Here is a 22,378-nt window from a genome sequence, read left to right as displayed (position 1 = left end):
CACGGCTCCTATTCGGCTGCAACGACGGAAGGCGGCATGGCGCTTCCGGCCGTCTCTTGCATGATGATCCGTGGCTGCTCGGCACGCGCGCCACGATACTGGCCGATCGCGGCCGACAGCACATTCGCCACCTTGTCCGCGTCGGGCAGGCAGATCAGGCTTGGCTCCGGCCTTGAGAAACGGAAGCCCCGCACATGCGGCCACTGGATGAGCCAGGACAGGCGCTGCTCTGGCAGAAGGGCAATGGCGATCATGCCCGCCTTTTCGCCGAGCCGTGCGAGAGCCACACCGTCGACCTGCCGATACGGCAGGTTCAGCGTCATCGAAATTGCCACACCGAAGCGAATGACGATGCGCTCCGTGGTGATCGTGTAGAGGGTCGTCTTTTCAACGGCCCAGGCGAAGAGCTCGATCATGCCGATCAGCACCCCGGCCAAGGCGGTCAGGACAGCCACCGAAAAGACGATGCCGCCGACAGGTTGACCATCGTTCAAGCCGGCAAGCACGGCCCAGCTGGCGAGGATCAGGAAATAACCGACAATCCAGCGGACTTTCAAAAGATAGCGGGCGACAAGGGCAGACGATGGCCGCCCCTGCCAGAGGATGACTTCGCCGGCCGGAGGCACGCCTGGAAGGCCTGGCAGCGGCTCGATCTCATGTTCTCGTGTGACGAACTGTTTCACAGCAGTGGCTCCTGACGAAAGCGATCCGCATAGAGGAGACCCGCACCGAAGTAGGCGGCGATCTTGTCTTCCTCGAGCAGGGTCACGAGTTCCGGACGAGCAGTGGCTGGTACATCGGCGAACTGCGCGGCGGTGACAGCATGCACGTAGAGATACCGGACATTGCCGCGACCGGTCTGGAAGACGACGAAGTTGTTCGGCAAAAGCACGGTGCGTCCACCATCGGCGAGTTCCACCTCATAGTAGCGGATCAGATGCTCGGCCCGGTCGACCCAGATATCCTTGACTGTGCCGGCAATCTGCTTGTCGCAACCGAGGACGGCAAGGCCACGCGGATCGGCGGCGCCTTCGGCAAGGCCGAAGCCCTCGGCGACACGGAGCGGCACGATGCGGGCATCGCCATGGGCGGTCACGTCAGGCTTGTCGGAACGTTCGGCCCAGGAGCCGGGGCCGATGCCCGCGAGCAGCGGATTGCCAACCGGCTCGATCGGATAGCCCGGGGCCGGCGCGATGCGGCGGCTCGAGAAGGTGCGTTCGTCACGCTTGAAGTCAGGAGCATGCCGGACGCCCTGGCCATGCGGCAGGATGAAGGTCTTCTTCGGCGGCACGAAGAGCCAGGGGCTCTTGTTGTAACGGCCCGAGACATCTTCTTCGAGCGGATAGCCCTCGCGGCGGTCTTCCTGGCGCAGATACCAGATCAGCCCCGCGAAGAAGAGCCAAAACACATAGAGCACCACTTGTGCGACATCGATATTCCCAACCAGCGACCCGGTCATATCCAGACCCTCCCGTGTAAAGCGCATCTGCCGGCAATCAGCCGGGCAGCTCCGCCAATCCAAAACGCATGTCTTGCAGATAGTCCCTCTGATAGCGCCGGCCGGTCAGTGGACCGAGAACCGCCAGGCACAGAAAGAGGAGAATGATTTCAAAGCTGTAGACGACCAGATAGCCAGCAGCCGGCGTCATCATGACGTCACCCAGCGAGCCATTGAGCGCCAGTGAATTGATCGTGTTCTTGATCACCCCGCCGGCCAGCATGGCCGCACCGATGGCGGTAGCCTGCACGGCACCCCAGGCGCCCACGACGAGACCACTGTCCGAGCGCTCGGCGATACCCATGGCGGCGAGCATCGTGCCGACGGCAAACAAACCGCCGCCGAGCCCGATGCCAAAGGCACCAAGATGGAAGAGCGCGGTAACGCCGAGCGGCGAGGCGAAGATGACGGCCGAGAAGGCGCCGAGACCGATCAGCAAGCCCCGCGCCGCCACCCGGTACATCTGAGCACCATGCTGCAGGCTGCGGGCGGCCCAGGCGAAGCCGACCATGGTGCCGAAGGCCCAAATGCCAGTCAGGCGCGTCGTCTCGCCGACAGTGAGGCCGAGGATTTCGCCGCCATAGGGCTCGAGCAGGATGTCCTGCATGGAGAAGGCCGCAGATCCGATGGCAACAGCCAGCAGCAGACGCATGACACCAGGGGCACTGCGATAATCGTCGAGAGCATCGAAGAAGCTCGACAGATCCCGGTCAACGGCCGAGCGGCGCACGTCGCGGGCTTCCTGCTTCCAGATGGCGATGACGTTGATGATGATGGTGAGCAGCGCCGTGCCCTGGATGACCTGGATCAGCACCTTCGGGGAAAAATCGACCAGGAAGATGCTATAGAAGCTGGAGGCCCCGATCATGCCGGTGAGCAGCATGAAGTATAGAAGCGCGACGACGCGCGGGCGCTTTTCCTCGGGCACGAGGTCGCTGGCGAGCGCCAGACCCGCCGTCTGCGACATGTGCATGCCGAAGCCGGTGAGAATGAAGGCGAGGCTCGCACCCGCAGCGCCCGCCCAGTCGGGTCCGATGGTCTGTGACTGCAGGAGCAGCAGCGCAAAGGGCATGATCGCCAGACCACCGAACTGCAGCAGACTGCCGAGCCAGACATAGGGCACACGCCGCCAGCCCAGCACCGATTTATAGGTGTCCGACCGGAAACCGAAGAGGAGCCTGAGCGGAGCGGCAAGAACCGGAATGGCAACCACCGCCGAGACGAGCGCGACGGAAACGCCGAGTTCGACAATCAGCACGCGGTTCAGTGTCCCGGTCAAAAGGACGAGTACGCAACCGGCAGAGATCTGGAAGAGCGACAGCCGCAACAACCTCGACAACGGCATCTCTGCCGACGCCGCATCCGCAAACGGCATGAAGCGCGTTCCGAGCTTCTGCCAGAACGAGATCATTTTGCGGTTGGCGGCAGCGATCGTCATGACCGGATCACCTCCATGGCCTGCGATGTGTAGAAGCCAACGGCAACCTTGTGGCTGCGACCGGCCTGCCAATGGGCAAACTCCGGATGGTTGACCATCTGTGCGACAAGTCGCTCCGGATCGACCGGGTAGATCGCCGGCGCACGATTGCCGCGCGGGAAAACCTTGCCGGCAGCAAGCATCGCCCGCAGCAGGCGGGATCCAGGGGCCAGCGTGAAGATCATCTGGCGGGAGGTGCGCTCGGCCAAAGTGTGAAGCACACGCACGGCGTCTGCCGGGCGGTAGTGGATCAGTACATCCATCGCGACCACGGCATCGAAACGCCCGTGGCGTGGGTCGAGCATGTCGCCGCTGTGGAAGGTGACGGAGCCCTTGAAACGACCATGGGCGGCTTCGAGGTCATGCGCCCGCTGGCGGGCATGCGCGATCATTTGCGCGGACAGATCAATGCCGACGACTTCGGCACCACGTGCGATGAGCTCGAAGGACAGAACTCCCGAGCCACAGCCTGCATCGAGGATGCGCCAGCCTGTGAGGTCCTGCGGCAGCCACGAAGCAAGCGTGCCACGCATCTCTTCGCGCCCCTTGCGCACGGTGGCGCGAATGCCGCTCACCGGCTGGTCGCCGGTCAGCCGCTTCCAGGCATCGAGCGCGGTGCGGTCGAAGTAGTGTTCGATCTCGCCGGTGCGTCTGATGTAATCGGTCTGGCTCATGACAACCTCACTCGAAACCGAGAAATTCGAAAATTTCCCGGTCCTTCATAGGCTCGGCCTCAAGCGCAGGGGTGCCTGCCCAGAGGCGCTCGGCCAGTTGCATGTATTCCTTCTGGATGCCGAGGATCTCCGGGCTGTCGCCCATCTCGAACAGCGTGCTCTTCTTCAGCCGGCTCAGCCGCACATGGTCACTGTCCGGCACATGGGCGAGGCGCGTCAGCCCGATCGCCGCATTGTAGCGGTCGATCTGGTCCGTTTCGCGCGAACGGTTGGCAATCACGCCGCCGAGGCGCACATCGTAGTTCTTCGACTTCGCCTTGATGGCGGCGACGATCCGGTTCATCGCGAAGATGGAATCGAAGTCGTTGGCGGCGACGATGACCGCGCGTTCGGCATGCTGCAGCGGCGAGGCAAAGCCGCCGCAGACCACGTCGCCGAGAACGTCGAAGATCACGACATCGGTGTCGTCGAGCAGATGATGCTCCTTGAGCAACTTCACCGTCTGGCCAACGACGTAACCGCCGCAGCCGGTGCCGGCCGGCGGACCACCCGCCTCGATGCATTGAACGCCGTTATAGCCCTCGACCATATAGTCTTCCGGACGGAGTTCTTCCGAATGGAAGTCGACTTTTTCGAGAACGTCGATGACGGTCGGGATCAGACTTTTGGTCAGCGTGAAGGTCGAATCATGCTTCGGGTCACAGCCGATCTGCAGCACGCGCTTGCCGAGCATGGAGAAGGCAACCGAGAGGTTCGACGATGTCGTCGATTTGCCGATCCCGCCCTTGCCGTAGACCGCGAAGACCTTGGCTCCGTCGATTTCCATCGTCGGGTCGAGATGCACCTGAACGCTGCCCTCGCCATCTGCGCGCTCCCGGAGCTTCTCGGCGATGCGTGCCTCGCGTTCGGCAATCTTGCCATGGGTGTAGATGTTCATTGGGCAGCCTCCCTGACCAGCCCCTCGAGACGGTCTTCCAATTCTTCACCGGCCTGTTTCAGAGCGGCGAGCGTTTCTGCATCCGGCTGCCAATAGTTGCGCTCATGCGCCTCGATCAGCCGGTTGGCGACACGCGCGGCAGACGCCGGATTGAGTGTGGCCAGCCGTTCGCGCATCTCGGTATCGAGCACGAAGGTCTCGGTGATCTGCTGGTAGACCCAGGGGTCGACATCGCCTGTTGTCGCCGACCAGCCGAATGTATTGGTCACCTGCGTCTCGATGTTGCGCACGCCCTCGTAGCCATGCTTCAGCATGCCTTCGAACCACTTCGGATTGAGCGTGCGTGTCCGAGTCTCCAGAGCGACCTGCTCACCGAGAGTGCGGACACGTCCCTCGCCTTGTGTCTGGTCGGAGATGAAGACCGGCAGCGAACCGCCACCCTTGGCCCTGTTGACAGCCTTGGTCAGGCCACCCAGCGTGTCGAAATAGTTCTCGATCGTGGTCACCCCGATCTCGACGGAATCGAGGTTCTGGTAGGCCATGTCGACCTGCCCGATCATCGCATCAAAGACCTCGGCCTGCGCGCTGGTCTTGCCGCGACGGTTGATCGCGAAGCTCTTGCGATTGCTGTAGGTCTGCGCGATCTCGTCATCGTCACTCCAGGAGGACGAGGCGACCAGCATGTTGACGTTGGAGCCATAGGCGCCGTCGGCATTCGAAAACACTCGGTAAGCCGCCGCCTCGATGTCGCAGCCATGGCTTTCGCAATAGGCGAGCGCATGCTTACGAATGAAGTTCATCTCGACCGGTTCGTCTGCGACAGCTGCGAGATAGCTCGCCTCGGCCAGCATGCTCGCCTGGATCGGCAGGAGATCCCGGAAGATGCCAGACAGCGTCATGACCGCATCGATCCGCGGACGCTGCAGCTCTTCGAGTGGCACCAGAACGGCGCCGCAGACGCGGTTATAGGCATCGAGTCTGGGCCGCGCACCCATGAGTGCCATGGCCTGCGCCAGCGGCGCGCCGCCGGTCTTCAGATTGTCGGTGCCCCAGAGAACAACGGCCACCGTTTCCGGCAGGCGTCCATCGGTCGCGAGATAGCGTTCGAGCACCTTCGCTGCCTGGCGTTCGCCATCCTGGATGGCAAAGGCGCTCGGAATGCCGAAGGGATCGAAACCGTGAATATTGCGACCGGTTGGCAGCAGTTCCGGCGTGCGCAACAGGTCACCAGAGGGCGACGGCAAGACATAGCGGCCGTCCAGCGCCCTGACGAGGCCATCGATCTCGCCGTTGTTCGCCAGTTCGCGGTTCATCGTCACCAGCTTGTCGATACTGTCCTTGAGCTCACCCACGGCATTCTTCGTCATCCGCGTAATCGTCGCGGCGTCACCCTTGGCGATCGCGGCGATCAACTCAGTCTGAAGGTGCGGACGCACGGCAGGCGGCATGTTGGCGGCGACATGGTCGAGCATTTCCAAACGCTCGTTCTCTTCCATTGCGCGACCGGCAATGTGCAAACCGTGCGGAATGAGCGCGTATTCGACTTCAGCCACCTCGGCCACGAGCGCCAGCACCACGTCGGATTCGGCGAGCGCGATACCATTCTTGCCCAGGTCCAGTTGCTCGGCCTGCACCTGAATGAGCTGGAACAGCCTCTCGCGCTCGACGCGCGCCTCGGGAGCTGCACTGCGATAGCGATCCAGGCTGCCCTTGATCTCCGTCAGGCCTTTGTAGAGCCCGGAATGCGTGATCGGCGGCGTCAGATAGGAGATCAGCGTTGCAGCCGACCGTCGTTTGGCGATCGTGCCTTCGGACGGGTTGTTGGCGGCGTAGAGATAGAAGTTGGGAAGCGCGCCCAGGAGGCGATCCGGCCAGCAATCTGCAGAGAGGCCCACCTGCTTGCCCGGCATGAACTCCAGTGCACCATGAGTGCCAAAATGCAAGACGGCATCGGCGCGGTAGGTTTCGCGCAGATAGCGGTAGAAGGCGGCAAAGGCATGGTTCGGGGCAAAGCCGCCCTCGAACAACAGGCGCATCGGGTCGCCCTCATAACCGAAGGGCGGCTGGATCGCGATCAGCAGGTTTCCATACTGGCGGCCGAGCACGAAGATGCCACGCCCATTGCTGAGAACACGTCCCGGAGCCGGTCCCCACTTTGATTCGAGATCGGCGAGGTGTTTTTCATTGCGCACATGCTGGTCGACGGGGATGACCGTGTGGACATTCGCCTCGACGCCATAAAGAGCTGCATTGCCTTCAAGAATGCCGTCCTTCAGCGCTTCGGCATCGGCGGGCAAGTCGACATCGTACCCTTCCGACTTCAGCCGACGCATGGTCTCGAACAGGCTCTCGAAGACGGAGAGATAGGCGGCGGTGCCGATGCTGCCGCTGTTCGGCGGATAGTTGAACATCGCAATGGCGATACGGCGCTCGGCACGTTCCTTGCGGCGCAGGTCGACCATGGCAGCGAGGCGATCGGCGAGCAGCACGACGCGTTCGTCATCGGGCTGCATGCAGGCCCTGCCGGACGGGCAGGAGGCAAGCTCTCGCGAGCAGATGCAGGCTCTCGCCCCGCCACCCGCGTCAGAGCGACCGCCGAAGACCATGGAACCGATCGAGCCGTCGAGTTCCGGGATCGCCACCATCAGCGTGGTTTCGATCGGGGTCAGCCCCTGCGTCGACGAAAACCAGACTTCCTTGCTCTGAAACTCGGTTGCCATCGCCGAGAAATAGGGAACATCGAGCGCAGCCAGTGTCTGGGCAGCGGCAGCGGCATCGCTATAGGCCGGTCCGCCGACCAGCGAGAAACCGGTCAGCGAGCAGAGTGCATCGATGCGCGAACCACCGGCAGCTGGCGTCATGAAGCGTTCGATTGCGCCGCGCATATCGAGACCGCTCGAAAACACCGGCACGACATTGAAGCCGCGCAGTTCCAGCTCGCGGATGACACGGTCATAATGGCCGGTATCGCCAGACAGGATGTAGGTTCTCAGAAGCAGAAGCCCGATCGTGCCGCGCGCGCCGGCCTTGTGCGGCAGGCTGGAGAGCTGCGTCGTGACCCGTGGCTTCAGGCCCGGATGATAGAGCCCCATGTCGGGATACTCGACCGGATCTCCGACCGTGATGCGGCCCTGGAGGCCCTTGCGCTCGCCCTTGGCATATTTGCCGACCAGCAGGCGGACCATGTTGGCGACATTCTCGTCCGAAGCCGCAATGCGGTATTGCAGCGTCAGGAAGTAGTTGCGCACGTCCTGCGCGGTCCCCGGAATGAAGCGCAGCAATTGCGGCAGGCGACGCAGCATGGCGAGCTGGCGTTCCCCAGCTGTGCGGCCGCTGTCCTTGCCACCACGCGAGCTTTTTCCACGGAGCTTCTTCAGGAGTGCCAGCGGACCCTTCTGCTCCTCGCTCATCTTGAAGCGACCCATGGTCGTGTATTTCATGATCGTGCCGGCCGACATGCAGCAGGCCATGGCGTCGCATTCGAGGTGGCGTGCTTCCAGCACGTCTGCGATGGCGCGCACATGCTCTTCGACGAAGATCATCGAGACGATGATGATGTCGCCACCAAGGATCGCCGCGCGGCAGGCTTCAAGGCTCGCCGGATTGTCGTTCCAGTCAGTTGCGGCATGCACGGAGAGTGTGAGCCCCGGCAGGTCTTGTGCGAGGCTGCGCCGTGCATCATCGACAGCTGCGACAATATGATTGTCGAGTGTCACGAACACCACCCGGACCGGGGTCGCGTCAGCGGGCGAAATGGGCTTTCGCGTCATACAACGTCTCCACGGTGATGGGGCGGATGCCCTTGCGGGCGGCGAAGAGTTCGGTGTTGCGGCGGGCCTTGCCACGCACGAAGAAGGGGATCTTCTTCAGCTCGCGCTCGGCATCTGGCGTCCAGGCCGCGTCATCGGCGGGCACCTCGGCAAGCACAAGCGTCTCATCGTCGGAGACCACTTCGGTCGCAGCAGCCGCGGCTGCCGGGGCGTGGGCATGCAGATGCGATGCCTGCGCCTGATCGTTGAACTCGAAGTCATCCCGGAACATCTGCAGAAGGTGCTCTTCAAGCCCCATCATCAGCGGATGAACCCAGCTGTCGAAGATGACATTCGCGCCCTCGAAGCCCATTTGCGGCGAGTAGCGGGCCGGAAAATCCTGGACATGCACGGGGGACGAGATGACGGCGCAGGGAACGCGCAGCCGCTTGGCGATGTGGCGCTCCATCTGCGTGCCGAGAACAAGCTCCGGGCGGGCGTCGATGATGGCCTGCTCGACATCGAGATGGTCGTCGGAAATCAAGGCCTCAACGCCGAACTCTTCCGCAGCCTCACGCACTTCGCGGGCGAACTCGCGCATGTAGGTGCCGATGCCGCAGACCTTGAAGCCGAGTTCTCGGGCTGCGATACGGGCAGCAGCGATCGCATGGGTCGCGTCACCGAAGACGAAAACGCGCTTGTTGGTGAGGTAATTGCTGTCGACCGAGCGGGCATACCAGGTTGCCCGGTCCTCAGCCTCGCCGACAGGTTCATCGTTCGAAAGGCCTGCTAGCGCTCGGACCTCCGCAAGGAAGGTGCGCGTCGCGCCGATGCCGATCGGCACGGTCGAGACGAAGGGCATGCCGAAGGTCTTCTTCAGATAGCGCGCCGCACTCTCGCCGATCTCGGGATAGAGCACGATGTTGAAGGCGGCGTCCGGCAGGCGGGCGAGGTCGGCTACGGTTGCACCGAGGGGTGCCACGACACGCACGTCGATACCGTTCGCGGCAAGCAGTCGGCAGATTTCGGTGACGTCGTCACGGTTACGGAAACCGAGGGCTGAAGGACCGAGGATGTTGCAGCTGTTCGGGGCAATCTCAGTGGGACGCTCGCGACCGCCGGCAAAGCTGCGCACAAGCCGATAAAAAGTCTCCGCCGCACCCCAGTTCTCTTTCTTCTGATAGGAAGGAAGCTCCAGCGGCACGACCGGGATACCGACATCGAGCGTCTTGGCAAGCCCCGCCGGATCGTCCTGCAAAAGTTCGGCCGTGCAGGAGGCGCCGACCAGAAGCGCATCCGGCTGGAAGCGCTCGACCGCATCGCGGCAGGCGGTCTTGAACACATCGGCCGTGGAGCCTGCGAGATCACGCGCCTGGAAGGTGGTGTAGGTGACGGGCGGACGCGAGGGGCGACGCTCGATCATGGTGAACAACAGATCGGCATAGGTATCGCCCTGCGGCGCATGCAGCACGTAGTGCACGCCCTTCATCGAGGCGGCGATCCGCATGGCACCGACATGCGGCGGTCCTTCATAGGTCCACATGGTGAGCTTCATGATGCGGCCCTCCGATTTCCGGAGCGGTCGCCCGCGATCATGGCCTTGCGTGTCAGCGGGCGGGCGAAGAGCTCGGCGAGGTCGCCTGCCTGTTCGTAGCCCTGGATCGGTGTGAAGGCGAATTCGATCGACCACTTGGTAACAATGCCTTGCGCCTCGAAGGGATTGGCAAGCCCCATGCCGCAGACGACGAGGTCGGGCTTTGCCGTGCGACAACGGTCGATCTGGATCTCGACGTCCTGGCCCTCGGAAATGGAGACGCCCGGCGGCAACATGGCGAGTTCGCCAGCCACATGCTCGCGGTGCAGATAGGGGCTGCCGACCTCGATGATCTCGGCGTCGAGCTCGCGGCTGAGATAGCGGGCGAGAGACGGCTCCATCTGGCTGTCGGGGAAGAGGAAGACACGCTTGCCCTGGAGGGCACTGCGGTAATGCGCGGTCGCTTCGAGCGCGCGGCGGCGCGGAGCTTCGGTGACAGCGGCAAAACGGGCCGGCGACACGCCAAACGTATCGGCAATCGCCTTAAGCCACGCCGTGGTACCCTCTTCGCCGAGCGGGAAGATTGCATTGATGCGCGTTGCACCGAGGCTTTCGAGTGCGGCGGCTGTGGCACCAAGATAGGGCTGAGCGAGGATGAAGCGGGTGTGGGGGCCGATCTGAGGCAGACGTTCGCTGCTGCGGTCTGGCAGGAAGACGACGTCTTCCAAACCGAGATCATCGAGCAGCCGGGCAAACTGGTCTTCCACCACATCGGCAACCGAGCCGGCGACAACGAGCTTGGCGACCTTGTCGCCTGCGCCATGCACGGACTGGTCGCGCACCAGAGCCGCGAGAAAATTGTCTTCACCCTGGGTAAAGGTCGTTTCGATGCCGCTGCCGGAATAGCAAAGGACGCGCGGCTTCGAGCCGAAACGCTTGTCTAGCCGTTCGGCGGCGCGGTTGAGGTCGAACTTGATGACCTCCGACGGACAGGAGCCGACCAGCACCAGCATCCGGATATCGGGACGGCGCTCGAGCAGGCGAGCGACTTCGCGGTCGAGTTCGTCATGCATGTCGACCATGCCGGCGAGATCGCGCTCCTCCATGATGGCCGTTGCGAAACGCGGCTCGGAGAAGATCATCACGCCGGCAGCAGACTGGATGAGATGGGCGCAGGTGCGCGACCCGACCACGAGGAAAAAGGCATCCTGCACCTTGCGATGCAGCCAGATGATGGACGTCAGACCACAGAAGACTTCATGCTGGCCGCGCTGCCGGATGGTGGCCGAAGGTGTCGCGCAAGAGACGAGCGGCTGGTTCATGACGCGCCCCCAGTCAGAGAGGAGCCATTGCCAAGTGCAGCAGACGATCTCAGGTTTTCGGCATGATCGAGCCTCGCAAGCCGCAGCTTCCAGAGGAACTGGCCTGCATTGATCACATAGGTGACATAGGCTGCAAGCGCGAGCGCCATCAACGCGTCTGAGGTCAGCGAACCGGCAAACAGGGCGATGAGATAGGCGGTGTGCAGCGCCAGGACCAGCATCGAGAAGACGTCTTCCCAGAAGAACGGGCGGGCGAACAGATAGCGGCCGAACACGACCTTTTCCCAGATCGAGCCGGTGATCATGATCGCATAGAGCGTCAGCGTCTTCACGACGATGGACACCTGGGCGGCAAACAGGCCTTCACCCGTCGCCAGAAAGCGAAAGATCAGACCGAGGCTGACAAGGAAAACAAAGAACTGCACGGGAGCAAGAATACCCTGCACCAAGGTCCAGACACTTTCATCGCGCCTGCGGCGCTCGTCCGGTGTGTAAAGGGCTCGGCTTGATGCCGATGGTGTGGGTATGCGCATGGCGGTCATCCCTTCTCCCATCCCCTCCCAAAGGAAATCGGATTGGGTCAAGACTACGCCCGCCACAGCAGAAGTGTCAACTTAGATTGACGTATATTTTTATTTACAGAAATGAAAAGTGAGTACATTGTACCCCTGCTCGTCTGACGTGATGCCTGCCGTCCACGCCTGACGCCGCATTGAAACGGTTTCGCGGGCGGGGAGCACGGCGCGGGATGATGGACGGATCACTTCAAGGGATGAATGAGAGGCCAAATGGCACGGCCCCGTCGCATTGCGAGGGCCTGCAGCCGCTCACAAGGGTTGCCGTGGAAGGCAAGAGAGCATACCTAGCCCAAAGCGACGGGGAGAAGCTCCGCCGCCTAATCGAGGGAACGGTGGCTTCGATGACCGCCGAAAAGCTGTCGACACGTTACGACCGAGGTCTGGAGCACGATCGCCTCTACGAAAGGGCGCTCGCTGAGTTTCGTATTCTCGTTCTTCACCCGCGCACGCGCATGGCGTCCCTGCGCGCGTTTCTCGACCACGAACTTCCGCGGGGCCGGCCCTACTATGTCAAGGTTCTGTTCCTGGAAACCGTCGCGCGCCTGCTCGGCCGGGAATGGGTCTCGGATGACTGCGACTTCATCGACGTCACAATAGGAACCTCCCGTCTGCAGGCGCTGGCAATCTCCCTGTCGCTCGACCTGCGGGAAGCCGATCGCAATCGAAATGCGCCCGCAGCGCTGATCATGACGCCGTCTGGCGAGCAGCATACGCTGATGCCGCACCTGATTGGCCTGCTCTTCGACAGCCTTGGCTGGACAAGCGAGGTGCTTGAGCCCTCGGCCTTGAGAACGCCGACCTTCGCACGTGCCGTCGAAGAGGCGGATGTCGCCTGCATCGGCTGGAGCAACATCCGGCTTGCTACAGAATTCAAGACCCTGGTTCAGGATGTGCGCAAGCTTCGCCCCGGGCCGCGCCTACCCCTCATCGTCGGCGGCACAGCAGCGCTGGATTCCGTTGATTTTCTTGTAGGTTTGGGGATTGACTGCATCTGTGACAGCGTTTACTCCGCCGTGAAGATCTGCGAAAGTTACTATGAATTGGAAAGAATCAGCCAGCAGGCTAGCGCCGCCGGCCGAACGGCAGTGGTTACACCCAGCGGAATCGATTGGCTCACTCCATGAAGCCACTGAACGGTCATAGCGGTACAGATGGCTTCGCGGTTGCAGACAGCCTGTTGAAGACGCTCGATCCGGATTCGATAGGCTCGCTGGTGAGCCTCGGCGCAGACGTCGTTCTGCTCGTCGACCAGTCCTCGATCATCTCACAAGTCTATTTCACCAACAAGGATCTTGCCGACTATGGCTTGTCAAAGACGGTTGGCAAGCGGCTTCAGGACTGCGTGACGATCGAGTCGGTCCCGAAGATCGACTCCATGCTGTCGGCAGAGACCAGCCACCGCCCCCTGCGCGGCTACCAGGTCAACCACAAGTGCAGCGGGAAGCCCGATCTTCCGGTCGTCTACTCCGCCTACACCGCCCGAGACTTTCCCTATACCATCGTGGTTGGCCGCGAGCTGCGCCAGCAGATGCTCGACCAGCAGCGCCTCGTCCAGACGCAGATGGAACTGGAGGCCGACTACCGCGAACTGAAGGAAGCCGAGACCCGTTATCGGACAGCTTTCAAGGTCGCAACCGTCGCCTATGTCATGCTCGATGGCGAACGGCGTACGATTTTGGATGCCAATCCGGCTGCCAGCACGCTTCTGTCCTCGACCGGCGCCCCCCTGTCCGGCAAGTCCATCCGCGACCTCTTCGCCAAGGAAGACCGCGATCGGGTTGGAGACGCGATCAGCGAGGCACGCCACAGTCCCAATCCGGTCAATGTGGATGGCGTAAGCGTCGCCAAGGGCGAGCCCGTTTCGCTCACGATCCGCTCCTATCGGGAAAACGGCATCACCAATGTTCTTCTGGCGATCTGGCCAGCCGACCAGGACAAGGAAAGCAAGCGCCAGCGTACGGAGCGGCCGGTCGGCGGCACGGGGGTCGAGATTGCGGATCTGCCTGAGGCCGTCTTGCTGACGGATGCCGAAGGTGTCGTCATCGCGGCCAATACCCTGTTTCTAGACCTCATTCATGCGCCGTCCCTGACCCAGGTTCTCGGCCGCAACATCGGATCCTGGTTCACGAGCGCCGCCATCGATATCCGCGTGCTCTACACGCGCCTCCTGGACGAGCCGTCCATTCGCGGCTTCACCTCGACCCTGACCGACAATCTTTCCGGCGAAAGCGCCGTCAGCATCTCGGCCCGGCTCAATGCCAGCAGCAACACGATCCAGTTGATCGTGATCCCACAGCAGACGGGCAATGAGCGCCTGACCATTCCGTCTCCGGGCATGTCCGACCAGGCCGAGGGCTTTTCCGCACTCGTGGGCAAGGTTCCGCTCAAGGACCTGATCCGGGAATCCCTCGATGTGATCGAAAAGATCTGCATCGAGGCGGCACTCGACCAAACCAGCAACAACCGCGCCTATGCAGCGGAGATCCTAGGCCTTTCGCGCCAGAGCCTCTATATCAAGCTGCGGCGCCACGGGCTTGAGGACTACCGTCCCGGCTCCGATCGTCACGCCTGACAGACGATCAAGACTGTCAATTTTAGTTGACACATCCCAGGGTGCGGACTAGCCTCCTCCCATGGCTCAGATCCCTTCCCATGTCCCGGCAGCCTCCTACCCGTCGCCTAAGGCGGTGGTGCAGTTGTTGAAGCCGATTACATGGTTTCCGCCGATGTGGGCCTTTGCCTGTGGCGCGATTGCCTCGGGAGCTGGCATAGGCGACCGGTGGTTTCCGATCGCGCTCGGCGTACTCCTCGCCGGACCGCTGCTGTGTGGCATGAGCCAGGCAGTCAACGATTGGTTCGATCGCCACGTCGACGCGATCAACGAGCCGCATAGGGTCATTCCATCGGGCCGAATGCCCGGCCAATGGGGACTGGCCATCGCAATAGTCATGTCCGTTCTGTCCATGGCCGTTGCAGCATTTCTTGGACCACTCGTCTTTGCCGCTGCTCTGGTTGGCCTCGCGCTCGCCTGGGGCTACAGCGCGCCACCCTTCCGCTTCAAGCAAAATGGCTGGATCGGCAATGGCGTTGTCGGCCTGAGTTATGAGACCCTGCCCTGGATCACGGCCGCGACGGCAGCGCTCGGCCATGCGCCGTCCACCCGCACCCTTTTGATTGCGCTTCTCTACGGCGTCGGCGCTCACGGCATCCTGACGCTGAATGATTTCAAATCGATCAAGGGCGATCAGCAGATGGGCGTCGACACGCTGCCGGTTCTGCACGGCGCCCTCAACGCTGCCCGGATTGCCTGCCTCGTCATGGCCGTCCCACAGGCCTGCGTCATCCTTCTGCTCGCACAGGCCGGCCTAGAGACAGGGGCAATCCTCGTCGGCGTCGTTCTCGCCCTGCAACTCCTCTGCATGATCCGTTTCCTGCGTGATCCCGAAGGCAAGGCGGTCTGGTACTCGGCGGTGGGTGTGGGTCTCTATGTCACCGGTATGATGGCGGCAGCTGTGGCGCTCGGATCACTGACGCCCCCCGCGCCATCCCTCGGATAGAAAGCGCGATCATGCGTCAGCTTGCCATCAAGCCCCAATCCAGCCGCTCCGCAGACGAGGGCCTCGGCTGGTTCGCGATCATCCGGCTGGGCCTCGTCCAGGCAGCACTCGGCGCAATCGTGGTGCTGACGACCTCGACCCTGAACCGGGTGATGATCGTCGAACTCGGTCTCGCCGCCGTCATCCCGGGTCTGCTGGTCGGCCTGCACTACGGCGTCCAGATCACCCGCCCCATCTGGGGCCACAAGTCCGATACCGGCCGATCCCGAACACACTGGATCCTCGGCGGCCTTGCCCTCCTCGCCGTTTCTGGAACGGGCGCGGCTGCAACGACACTTCTCTTCGAGCAGTCGGTTCTCGCCGGCATCATGGCAGCGATCGTCGCCTATATCCTGATCGGCATCGGCATTGGCGCCTCTGGAACATCTCTGCTTGCGCTGATCGCCATGAAGACGGCAGTCGAAAAACGCGCAGCAGCCGCGACGATCACCTGGATGCTGATGATCACAGGCATCATCGTGACATCCATCGTCGTTGGCGCGCAGCTCGATCCCTATTCCCACGAGCGCCTGGTCGCCGTCACGGCAGCGACCGGCGTGGTTGCCTTCCTCATCGGCATCGTCGGAGTGGCGGGCATGGAGGCCCGACCGACGGTGGGGGCATCGGAAGAGCGCCCCGCGGTTGCGGGCTTCCGGGAAAGCTTGCGAGACGTACTCGATGACCGCGAGGCGCGACTCTTCACACTGTTCATCTTCCTTTCCATGCTGGCCTTCGCCACACAGGACCTCATCCTTGAGCCCTATGCCGGCCTTCTCTTCGGCATGACGCCGGGCGAAACGACGGCGCTCTCAGGCATCCAGCATGGCGGCGTGCTGCTTGGCATGATGACAGTTGGGCTTTCGGGCGCGCTCCTTGGAAAACACTATCCCAATCTGCCGAGACATTTCATCACCTGGGGCTGCTTCGGCTCGGCAGTGGCTTTGGGCGCCCTTGCGCTGTCCACGCAAGCCGCACCCTTCTGGCCGCTGGAGTTCAACATCTTCCTGCTCGGCGCGACCAACGGCGCCTTTGCGGTAGCAGCCGTCGGCACGATGATGATCCTTGCGGGACAGGGCCGGACATCCAACTACGGAATGCGGATGGGCGTCTGGGGTGCAGCACAGGCTATCGCCTTTGGACTCGGCGGCGTCCTGGGAACGGTGGCGCTCGATCTCGGCCGCTGGCTGATGGCGAGTGATGCACATGCTTTCGCGGCGGTCTTCTCGATTGAGGCGGGCCTTTTCCTCGTGTCGGCACTCGTCGCAACGCGTATCGGACATCAGTCGATGCGATCGCAAGCCCCGATTCAAGACGCTGCTATCATGCCTGGAGAATGAACCCTGAGGCCGGATGCCCGGCAGGGAGACGCGCATGTCGAAGATTTATGACGTTGTCGTTGTCGGTGGAGGCCCCTGTGGTGCCATGGCCGCCGAGCGGCTGGCCGAGAAGGGGCATAGCGTGCTCCTCGTCGACCCGGACAACCGGATCAAGCCCTGCGGTGGGGCAATCCCGTCGAGAGCGCTGGCCGATTTCGCCATTCCCGAGGCCCAGCTGGTGGCGCGCGCCAATGCGGCGCGGATCATCGCACCATCAGGTCGGACCGTGGACATGACGATCGGCGACATCGGTTATGTCGGCATGGTCGATCGCGCCGCCTTCGACCCTTACCTTCGTCAGCGCGCCGCCGACGCCGGAGCGGAGAGACTTTGCGGCAAGCTCGACAAGATGGCGGAAGGAGACGGCGGCCTGCTCGAACTGACAGTGGAATCGACGGCCAAGGATGCCGGTCCGGAACCGATCCAGATCCGGGCCCGACGCGTCATCGGTGCAGACGGCGCCAACTCGGCCGTGCGGCGCCTGATGTTCCCGGCCTCCCGCAAGCCGCCCTATGTCTTTGCCTATCACGAGATCGTCGAAAGCCCGTCCAACGCCGATGAGTCCGTCTTCAAGGCCGACCGCTGTGACGTCGTCTATGATGGCCGCATCTCGCCTGACTTCTATGGCTGGGTCTTCCCCCATGGGGGCCACACCAGCATCGGCACAGGCACGGCCGTCAAGGGTCACAACATCCGGGAGGCGACGCGGGCCTTGAAGCTTGCGGCCGGCCTTGGCGACTGTCGGGTCATCCGAAGAGAAGGGGCGCCCTTGCCCTTGAAGCCGATGAAGCGCTGGGACAACGGCCGCAACGTTCTGCTCGCTGGCGATGCCGCAGGCACCGTCGCCCCGTCTTCGGGCGAAGGCATATATTACGCCATGCTCTGCGGAAGGCTATCGGCAGACGCCGTGCACCAGTCACTGCTGTCGAATAGCGGGCGGGCATTGGCCGATGCGCGCCGGACCTTCATGCGGGCTCATGGCAGGGTCTTCCTGATCCTCGGCATCATGCAGAAGATCTGGTATCGCAACGACAGGCTGCGCGAGAAGTTCGTGGCCATGTGCGCAGATCCCGACGTGCAGCGGCTGACCTGGGAATCCTATCTCAACAAGAAACTCGTGCGCCGTGACCCCCTTGCCCATTTGCGCGTTTTCTTCAAAGATCTCGCCAAGCTGTTCGGCATCCCTGCAGGGCAAAGATGACGGCATCGCTGGTCTTCCTCTTCGCGTCGGGCTGGATCAGTGCGGTGGCGATTGCGCTGTTGTGGGCAATCACCCTGATCGTCGCCCGGCGATCACCAGAGCCACGATCGACTTTCGTCAATCTCGCGCCCAATGCCATCTCGGGCAGCGCTCTTCTCGCCGCCTTCGGGCTGGCCATGCGCCAGACACAGGTTCTGTGGCTGGCCCTGCTGCTGGCTATCTCGCTGGTCGCCTTCCTGATCGATTTACGGATCAGGCTTGCGGCTCAGGACTCCGGGTTGAGGCGGCGGACGGATTGATTGAGTGCGCCGGCAGCCGTCACCCAGACGAGATAGGGAACGAACAAGACCGATGCGAGCGGCGCCACAGGCCAGGCAACCAGGATGAACAGCGCAACGGAAAGCCAGAGAACTGAAACATCCACAAGCGCTAGATCCATACGCCGCATGCCGAAGAAGAAATAGGACCAGAGAGCATTGGCCACAATCTGCACTGACCACACGGCCATGGGCAGGGACCAGCCGGCGACATCCCAGATCAGCCAGCCTGCATAGCCGATCAGCACATAAAGGATCGTCCAGACGACGGGAAAGGCCCATTTGGGCGGTGTCCAGCTCGGTTTGCGCAGGTTCTCGTACCACTCGCCGGGCTTGAAGACCGCGCCGCTCGAGGCGGCTGCGAGAACAATGACGAGAAAGACGACTGCGGCCATGATCCAGCTCCGGGTTGGTTTCCGTATATTGAAGCATATCGCCTGCATTCTGGTTCCAAGCTTGGCTTCAGAATGAGAGGCGAACCACCCGGCGAGTGAACCGGACGGGTCAATTTTATGCCAGCATGATTTGTTACTTCATCCGCGATGCCATGGGAGGATACACATGTCGAGGATAATTGCAGCCGCTTGCACCGTCGCAGCCCTTTTGCTGTCTCAGAACGCTTTCGCGCAGGAAGGAGACGCTGCAGCCGGAGAGGCCGTGTTCAAGAAATGCGCGGCCTGTCACAACGTCGCCGACGCCAAACATAAGGTTGGCCCCTCTCTCCAGGGCGTGATCGGGCGCCAGCCCGGCATAGCCGAAGGCTTCAAATACTCCAAGGCAATGACCGATTTCGGCGCCGGCAAGGTATGGGATGACGCACAGCTGGCCGCTTACCTCGAGAATCCCCGTGGCGTGGTCAAGGGCACGCGCATGGCCTTTGCCGGCTTGAAGGATCCGAAGGAAATCGCCGACGTAATCGCTCATATGAAAACCTTCCCGGCCCCCTGATCTCTGGGGGCTCGTTCCGCCGGGATGCAGATTCCGGCGGAATTCCGCGAAAAAGTGTAAAAAAAAGTTTACATATCGCTCGTCTTCTCCGAATATGCAGATATTGCACCAGTCTCAGGCAACCGCCCACCGGATGCGCCAAATCGGCGCTCGCAGCGACAGCGGACCCAGGAGAATTGGGCTCTTTCGTGGGAGGAGAGCACAGTGGGTTTTTCTTTTGCGAATGACGTCGCCACCCCTCTGCTTGACCAGGTGCGCGTCCCTGACGACCTGAAAAGCATGGACCAGGCGGCGCTCTGTCGTCTCGCGCAGGAACTGCGCGGCGAGACACTTCGGGTTGTCTCCGAAACCGGCGGCCACCTCGGCTCCAGTCTTGGCGTGATAGAGCTGACTGTCGCCATCCACGCCTCTTTCTCAGCCCCGCGCGACACGATCATCTGGGATGTCAGCCACCAGTGTTATCCGCACAAGATCCTGACCGGACGGCGGGACCGCATGCGCAGCCTGCGCAAGAAGGACGGCCTGTCCGGCTTTACCCGTCGTGGCGAGAGCCCTTTCGACCCCTTCGGTGCCGCTCACTCGTCCACGTCGATTTCAGCAGGCCTCGGCTTTGCCACTGCCCGGGACTTGAAGGGGGAAGACGGACATGTCGTGTGCATCATCGGCGACGGCGCGATGTCCGCCGGCATGGCCTTCGAAGCGATGAACAATGCCGGGGCATCAGGCCGCCCGCTGATCGTCATTCTCAACGACAACGACATGTCGATTTCAGCCTCGACCGGAGCGCTCAACCGCCACCTGTCGGACGTCCGCCGGAAAGCCGGGACGAATGTCGGCAACGTGTTCGAGAACTTCGGCTTCGACTATCGTGGACCGGTCGACGGGCATGATCTCGACGTGCTGGTTCCACTTCTGGCAGAACTGCGGGACGAGAAGGATGGTCCGATCCTCTTGCATGTTATCACGCGCAAGGGAGCCGGATACGCACCGGCCGAAGCAGCCGAGGACAAGTATCACGGCGTGAACCCGTTCGATGTGTCAACGGGCAAGCAAAACAAGGCAGAAGCAAAGGCGCCGAGCTACACGCGGGTCTTCGCCGACGCCCTGATTGCGGAAGCGGAAACGGATGACCGCATCGTCGCGATCACGGCCGCCATGGCGGCCGGCACCGGTGTCGACCGCTTTGGAGCCGCCTTTCCCGATCGCACCTTCGATGTCGGCATTGCCGAACAGCATGCCGTCACCTTCGCGGCCGGTCTCGCGGCCAGCGGCATGAAACCATTCTGCGCGATCTATTCGACCTTCCTGCAGCGCGCCTATGACCAGATCGTCCATGATGTGGCCCTGCAGCAGTTGCCTGTCCGTTTCGCGATCGACAGAGCCGGGCTGGTCGGGGCTGACGGCCCTACCCATGCCGGCGCCTTCGATATTCTCTATCTCGCCAACCTGCCCGGCTTTACAGTGATGGCCGCAAGCGACGAGGCTGAACTCGTACACATGGTTGCGACGGCAGCAGCCCATGATCACGGTCCTATTGCATTTCGCTACCCGCGTGGCGAGGGCACGGGCGTCCCCCTTCCGATCCGTGGCGAAGTTCTGCCGATCGGCCGCGGTCGCATCATCGAGCAGGGAGGCCAGATCGCGCTCCTGTCATTCGGCACCCGGCTTGCCGACTGTCTCAAGGCCCGCCGCCTTCTGGCACTCGAAGGAATTTCCGTGACGGTCGCCGACGCGCGTTTTGCCAAGCCGCTCGATACCGCGCTTCTGGCTGAACTCGTCGACAACCATTCGATGCTGGTGACGGTCGAGGAAGGCGCGACCGGCGGGTTCGGCGCACTCGTTCTTCATCATCTGGCCAATCGCGGCATGCTCGACGGACGTTGTGCCGTCCGGACCCTGACGCTACCGGACACGTTCATCGCCCAGGCAAGCCCCGAGGACATGTACGAGGAAGCCAAGCTGACAGCCCGCCACATTGCGGCTGCAGCGCGCAACGGCCTTACGGTGGCAAGGCCTAATGCCGATATTCGCAGGTCCGCAAGGGCCGGACAGCAGGAACTGCCGACGCGCCTCCACCGCGCGGAGGACCGCTGAACTAAACCACAAGACGGCATCAGGCGTATTCGACTACGAGAGGTTTGGCGTCGGCGCAAGAATGCACTAATATCCCATCGGGATGAGCGGATCTGCCCAAGCCGATGACCGGGAGGGTGATATGGCGGGTGAAAAGAACGGGGGACCACCCGGCGGGGCGGACGAACCTCCGTACAATGGTGATGGTAGGTCTTCGCTGTCAAAGTCGGACACGCGGCTGACAAGCCTGGAGCAGCGCATTCTCGAAGGCGCGATCCGGGATGCCGTGCCGCGGCTCGTGGGAGCGAGCCATGCGGATATGACAAAAGGTCCGCGCGTGAGCGAGATGCCGCCGGAAATCGATTTCCATCTGCATCCGGAACTGGATCCGAAGGCGCGGGAGTTGCCGGGAACCGACAAGGCGATCACCTACCGATCCGCGCTCACTGAGGCCCTCGTCCAGGCAGATCCTCGTGGTCACCGGGAGATCATCGAGGAATTGCAGCGCACTGACCTGCCCATGCACACGCTCGCGATCCAGCTTTTTTCGCCTGTCGCCGCGCAACTCGGTCGGCTCTGGTGCAATGACGAAACCGATTTCATCCAGGTTGCGGTGGCCTCAACCAGGCTCGGCATGATCGTCAACCATCTGTCGCAGAACCGCAGCCAGACCATTCGCGATCGCCAAAAGGCGCGCCGCGTGTTACTGGCGCGGACCCCGGGCGCCCTGCACACCATCGGCGTATCGATCGTTGCTTCATGTTTTCGCGACATGGGCTGGGACGTCGAAGGTGGTGCGGACCTCGAACTCAACGACAGCCTCTACATGCGCCTGTCGAATTCCTCCTACACTCTTTTGGGTATCTCGGTCGGCCGTGTCGACGAAGTCGATGAATGCGCCTCTGCCATTCGCCGGGTTCAGTCCAGGCGCAGCCCGGGTCCGATGAAGATTGCGGTCGGTGGTCCGGCCGTCATGAAGGACCCGCGCGCCTTCGGCAATATCGGCGCCGACATGGTGGCGAAATCGGCACTCGAGGTCATGCATCTGGCGGACCGGATGGGTGCCTGACCGCATTGCAAGCGGTGAGGTCGCTGGCG

19 protein-coding genes are annotated in these 22,378 nt (G+C 62.4%); 9 read left to right on the top strand and 10 right to left on the bottom strand.

What is annotated here, in order from left to right; translation table 11 throughout:
- Window positions 1–8 precede the first annotated feature (8 nt).
- From puhB to bchF, 9 genes are read right to left on the bottom strand one after another with little or no spacing between them, the layout of a single operon-like run.
- Window positions 9–683 (bottom strand): photosynthetic complex putative assembly protein PuhB, encoded by a 675-nt coding sequence (gene puhB, locus BSY240_RS18045; protein WP_069043230.1) that lies wholly within the window; start codon window positions 681–683, stop codon window positions 9–11.
- Window positions 680–1,459, bottom strand: a complete 780-nt coding sequence (puhA, locus tag BSY240_RS18040; protein WP_054147807.1) for a photosynthetic reaction center subunit H — start codon at window positions 1,457–1,459, stop codon at window positions 680–682. The genes puhB and puhA overlap by 4 nt, the downstream gene beginning before the upstream one ends.
- Before the next feature lie 37 nt (window positions 1,460–1,496).
- Window positions 1,497–2,936 (bottom strand): MFS transporter, encoded by a 1,440-nt coding sequence (locus BSY240_RS18035; RefSeq protein WP_083229670.1) that lies wholly within the window; start codon window positions 2,934–2,936, stop codon window positions 1,497–1,499.
- Window positions 2,933–3,649, bottom strand: coding sequence for a magnesium protoporphyrin IX methyltransferase (bchM, locus tag BSY240_RS18030; protein ID WP_054147806.1), 717 nt, complete (start codon window positions 3,647–3,649; stop codon window positions 2,933–2,935). Before bchM ends, BSY240_RS18035 begins: the two co-directional genes overlap by 4 nt.
- Window positions 3,650–3,656: 7 nt before the next feature.
- Complete coding sequence (gene bchL / locus BSY240_RS18025) at window positions 3,657–4,586, bottom strand: ferredoxin:protochlorophyllide reductase (ATP-dependent) iron-sulfur ATP-binding protein (RefSeq protein WP_054147805.1); 930 nt, start codon at window positions 4,584–4,586, stop codon at window positions 3,657–3,659.
- On the bottom strand, window positions 4,583–8,356 hold the full coding sequence (locus BSY240_RS18020) for a magnesium chelatase subunit H (RefSeq protein ID WP_069043229.1): 3,774 nt from the start codon (window positions 8,354–8,356) through the stop codon (window positions 4,583–4,585). Before BSY240_RS18020 ends, bchL begins: the two co-directional genes overlap by 4 nt.
- A complete protein-coding gene (bchB, locus tag BSY240_RS18015; protein WP_069043228.1) occupies window positions 8,328–9,890 on the bottom strand; it encodes a ferredoxin:protochlorophyllide reductase (ATP-dependent) subunit B in 1,563 nt (520 codons plus the stop codon). Before bchB ends, BSY240_RS18020 begins: the two co-directional genes overlap by 29 nt.
- The gene (locus BSY240_RS18010) at window positions 9,887–11,191 is read right to left on the bottom strand and encodes a ferredoxin:protochlorophyllide reductase (ATP-dependent) subunit N (RefSeq protein ID WP_069043227.1); all 1,305 of its coding nucleotides are present in this window, start codon (window positions 11,189–11,191) and stop codon (window positions 9,887–9,889) included. Before BSY240_RS18010 ends, bchB begins: the two co-directional genes overlap by 4 nt.
- Complete coding sequence (bchF, locus tag BSY240_RS18005; protein WP_069043226.1) at window positions 11,188–11,733, bottom strand: 2-vinyl bacteriochlorophyllide hydratase; 546 nt, start codon at window positions 11,731–11,733, stop codon at window positions 11,188–11,190. The genes BSY240_RS18010 and bchF overlap by 4 nt, the downstream gene beginning before the upstream one ends.
- Before the next feature lie 377 nt (window positions 11,734–12,110).
- Between bchF and BSY240_RS18000 the strand changes: the two genes are divergently transcribed.
- The 6 genes from BSY240_RS18000 (at window position 12,111) to BSY240_RS17975 (ending at window position 18,241) form a co-directional block, all read left to right on the top strand.
- The gene (locus tag BSY240_RS18000) at window positions 12,111–12,893 is read left to right on the top strand and encodes a cobalamin-binding protein (protein WP_069043225.1); all 783 of its coding nucleotides are present in this window, start codon (window positions 12,111–12,113) and stop codon (window positions 12,891–12,893) included.
- Entirely contained in the window at window positions 12,890–14,341 is a 1,452-nt protein-coding gene (ppsR, locus tag BSY240_RS17995) for a transcriptional regulator PpsR (protein ID WP_069043224.1), read from the top strand. The genes BSY240_RS18000 and ppsR overlap by 4 nt, the downstream gene beginning before the upstream one ends.
- A 61-nt stretch (window positions 14,342–14,402) precedes the next feature.
- The gene (gene chlG / locus BSY240_RS17990; protein ID WP_069043223.1) at window positions 14,403–15,326 is read left to right on the top strand and encodes a chlorophyll synthase ChlG; all 924 of its coding nucleotides are present in this window, start codon (window positions 14,403–14,405) and stop codon (window positions 15,324–15,326) included.
- An 11-nt stretch (window positions 15,327–15,337) separates the two neighbouring features.
- On the top strand, window positions 15,338–16,702 hold the full coding sequence (locus BSY240_RS17985) for a BCD family MFS transporter (RefSeq protein WP_069043222.1): 1,365 nt from the start codon (window positions 15,338–15,340) through the stop codon (window positions 16,700–16,702).
- Between the two features lie 34 nt (window positions 16,703–16,736).
- Window positions 16,737–17,942 carry a geranylgeranyl diphosphate reductase gene (locus tag BSY240_RS17980; RefSeq protein ID WP_150127497.1) on the top strand — a complete coding sequence of 402 codons (1,206 nt, stop codon included), beginning with the start codon at window positions 16,737–16,739 and terminating at the stop codon, window positions 17,940–17,942.
- The gene (locus tag BSY240_RS17975) at window positions 17,939–18,241 is read left to right on the top strand and encodes a hypothetical protein (protein ID WP_054147796.1); all 303 of its coding nucleotides are present in this window, start codon (window positions 17,939–17,941) and stop codon (window positions 18,239–18,241) included. Before BSY240_RS17980 ends, BSY240_RS17975 begins: the two co-directional genes overlap by 4 nt.
- On the opposite strand, the gene BSY240_RS17970 is transcribed toward BSY240_RS17975, so the two are convergent.
- Window positions 18,208–18,654 carry a TspO/MBR family protein gene (locus BSY240_RS17970; protein ID WP_054147795.1) on the bottom strand — a complete coding sequence of 149 codons (447 nt, stop codon included), beginning with the start codon at window positions 18,652–18,654 and terminating at the stop codon, window positions 18,208–18,210. The genes BSY240_RS17975 and BSY240_RS17970 overlap by 34 nt on opposite strands.
- Window positions 18,655–18,820: 166 nt before the next feature.
- Between BSY240_RS17970 and BSY240_RS17965 the strand changes: the two genes are divergently transcribed.
- The 3 genes from BSY240_RS17965 (at window position 18,821) to BSY240_RS17955 (ending at window position 22,349) form a co-directional block, all read left to right on the top strand.
- The gene (locus tag BSY240_RS17965) at window positions 18,821–19,207 is read left to right on the top strand and encodes a c-type cytochrome (protein WP_069043220.1); all 387 of its coding nucleotides are present in this window, start codon (window positions 18,821–18,823) and stop codon (window positions 19,205–19,207) included.
- A 279-nt stretch (window positions 19,208–19,486) separates the two neighbouring features.
- Complete coding sequence (locus BSY240_RS17960) at window positions 19,487–21,301, top strand: 1-deoxy-D-xylulose-5-phosphate synthase (protein WP_236759386.1); 1,815 nt, start codon at window positions 19,487–19,489, stop codon at window positions 21,299–21,301.
- Between the two features lie 121 nt (window positions 21,302–21,422).
- Window positions 21,423–22,349, top strand: coding sequence for a cobalamin B12-binding domain-containing protein (locus BSY240_RS17955; protein ID WP_236759280.1), 927 nt, complete (start codon window positions 21,423–21,425; stop codon window positions 22,347–22,349).
- Window positions 22,350–22,378 lie beyond the last annotated feature (29 nt).

The sequence above is a fragment of the Agrobacterium sp. RAC06 genome (assembly GCF_001713475.1).
Classification (GTDB): Bacteria; Pseudomonadota; Alphaproteobacteria; order Rhizobiales; family Rhizobiaceae; genus Allorhizobium.
The sequence above is the reverse complement of the archived record's forward strand: the minus strand, read 5'-3'. Positions and strand labels throughout refer to the sequence as shown.

What these genes read in the sequence shown, in the direction of transcription:
- puhA (WP_054147807.1), bottom strand. Translation starts at nt 1,459, where the DNA reads ATGACCGGGTCGCTGGTTGGGAATATCGATGTCGCACAAGTGGTGCTC.
- BSY240_RS18035 (WP_083229670.1), bottom strand. Translation starts at nt 2,936, where the DNA reads ATGACGATCGCTGCCGCCAACCGCAAAATGATCTCGTTCTGGCAGAAG.
- bchM (WP_054147806.1), bottom strand. Translation starts at nt 3,649, where the DNA reads ATGAGCCAGACCGATTACATCAGACGCACCGGCGAGATCGAACACTAC.
- bchL (WP_054147805.1), bottom strand. Translation starts at nt 4,586, where the DNA reads ATGAACATCTACACCCATGGCAAGATTGCCGAACGCGAGGCACGCATC.
- BSY240_RS18020 (WP_069043229.1), bottom strand. Translation starts at nt 8,356, where the DNA reads ATGACGCGAAAGCCCATTTCGCCCGCTGACGCGACCCCGGTCCGGGTG.
- bchB (WP_069043228.1), bottom strand. Translation starts at nt 9,890, where the DNA reads ATGAAGCTCACCATGTGGACCTATGAAGGACCGCCGCATGTCGGTGCC.
- BSY240_RS18010 (WP_069043227.1), bottom strand. Translation starts at nt 11,191, where the DNA reads ATGAACCAGCCGCTCGTCTCTTGCGCGACACCTTCGGCCACCATCCGG.
- bchF (WP_069043226.1), bottom strand. Translation starts at nt 11,733, where the DNA reads ATGACCGCCATGCGCATACCCACACCATCGGCATCAAGCCGAGCCCTT.
- BSY240_RS18000 (WP_069043225.1), top strand. Translation starts at nt 12,111, where the DNA reads ATGACCGCCGAAAAGCTGTCGACACGTTACGACCGAGGTCTGGAGCAC.
- ppsR (WP_069043224.1), top strand. Translation starts at nt 12,890, where the DNA reads ATGAAGCCACTGAACGGTCATAGCGGTACAGATGGCTTCGCGGTTGCA.
- chlG (WP_069043223.1), top strand. Translation starts at nt 14,403, where the DNA reads ATGGCTCAGATCCCTTCCCATGTCCCGGCAGCCTCCTACCCGTCGCCT.
- BSY240_RS17985 (WP_069043222.1), top strand. Translation starts at nt 15,338, where the DNA reads ATGCGTCAGCTTGCCATCAAGCCCCAATCCAGCCGCTCCGCAGACGAG.
- BSY240_RS17980 (WP_150127497.1), top strand. Translation starts at nt 16,737, where the DNA reads ATGTCGAAGATTTATGACGTTGTCGTTGTCGGTGGAGGCCCCTGTGGT.
- BSY240_RS17975 (WP_054147796.1), top strand. Translation starts at nt 17,939, where the DNA reads ATGACGGCATCGCTGGTCTTCCTCTTCGCGTCGGGCTGGATCAGTGCG.
- BSY240_RS17970 (WP_054147795.1), bottom strand. Translation starts at nt 18,654, where the DNA reads ATGGCCGCAGTCGTCTTTCTCGTCATTGTTCTCGCAGCCGCCTCGAGC.
- BSY240_RS17965 (WP_069043220.1), top strand. Translation starts at nt 18,821, where the DNA reads ATGTCGAGGATAATTGCAGCCGCTTGCACCGTCGCAGCCCTTTTGCTG.
- BSY240_RS17960 (WP_236759386.1), top strand. Translation starts at nt 19,487, where the DNA reads ATGGACCAGGCGGCGCTCTGTCGTCTCGCGCAGGAACTGCGCGGCGAG.
- BSY240_RS17955 (WP_236759280.1), top strand. Translation starts at nt 21,423, where the DNA reads ATGGCGGGTGAAAAGAACGGGGGACCACCCGGCGGGGCGGACGAACCT.